This is a genomic window from Streptomyces sp. P5F9, assembly GCF_057961495.1.
This window is the reverse complement of sequence record NZ_JBXVPZ010000982.1, coordinates 1-944: the sequence shown is the minus strand read 5'-3', so window position 1 is coordinate 944 and position 944 is coordinate 1. Positions and strand designations below refer to the sequence as shown.

The window sequence follows — 944 nt, the reverse complement described above, 5'->3', positions numbered from 1 at the left end:
CATCCTGCACCCCGCCACTGACAACCCCCCTGACCTGCGCAGACGCAATTCACCTCCCCATTGACGTCACATTCCGGCTCCCTCGAACCGTCGTACTCACAGAACGCCGCACCCAAGAGCCGCCCAGGCGGACGCTTGACCTCAAGCACGCTTGAGGTTGAAAAGTGGAGCCCGCGAGCCGCACCTCGCGCAAGCCGCATGACCCGTATAGCCCGTATAACCCGCACGCGAAGAAACCCATCCCTACGTGACGACGGGGACCCCATGCACGCCATACGACTCCACGCCTTCGGGCCCGCCGAAAACCTCACCCACGAACCCGTCGACGATCCCGCCCCGGCCCCCGGCCAGGTCCGTATCGCCGTCGCCGCGGCCGGCGTCCACCTCCTCGACACCGTTCTGCGCGCGGGCGAACAGGGCCCGCTCCCCGAACTCCCCGCACTCCCCACCATCCCCGGCCGCGAGGTCGCCGGTGTCGTCGAGTCGCTCGGGGACGGGGTCGCCGGGCTGTGGCTCGGGAAGCGGGTGGTCGCGCATCTGGGGTTCGCGCCGGGCGGGTACGCGGAGTTGGCCGTGGTCGATGTCGACCGGGTGCACGAGATCCCGGCGAACCTGGACTTCGCACAGGCCGTCGCGATGATCGGGACGGGGCGTACTGCGATGGGGATCGTGCAGTTCAGCGAGCTGGACGCCGACTCCGTAGTCGTCGTTCCAGCCGCCGCGGGCGGGCTCGGGACGCTGCTCGTGCAGTACGCCCAGCACGCCGGTGCCACGGTCGTCGGTCTCGCGGGCGGTCCGGAGAAGGTCGCCCTCGTGCGGGCGAACGGCGCCGATCTCGCCATCGACTACACGGACCCGGAGTGGCCGGGGAAGGTGCGGGCCGGGCTGGGCGGGCGGCACGCGACGGTCGTGTTCGACGGGGTGGGCGGAGCCATAGCAAGGGA

Annotated in this window: 1 protein-coding gene; it reads left to right on the top strand. The window is 70.4% G+C overall.

The features are described from left to right. Positions 1-264: 264 nt before the first annotated feature. Positions 265-944 (top strand): alcohol dehydrogenase catalytic domain-containing protein (locus AC31A1_RS51945; RefSeq protein ID WP_489659999.1); only part of this gene is annotated, 680 nt, incomplete at its 3' end.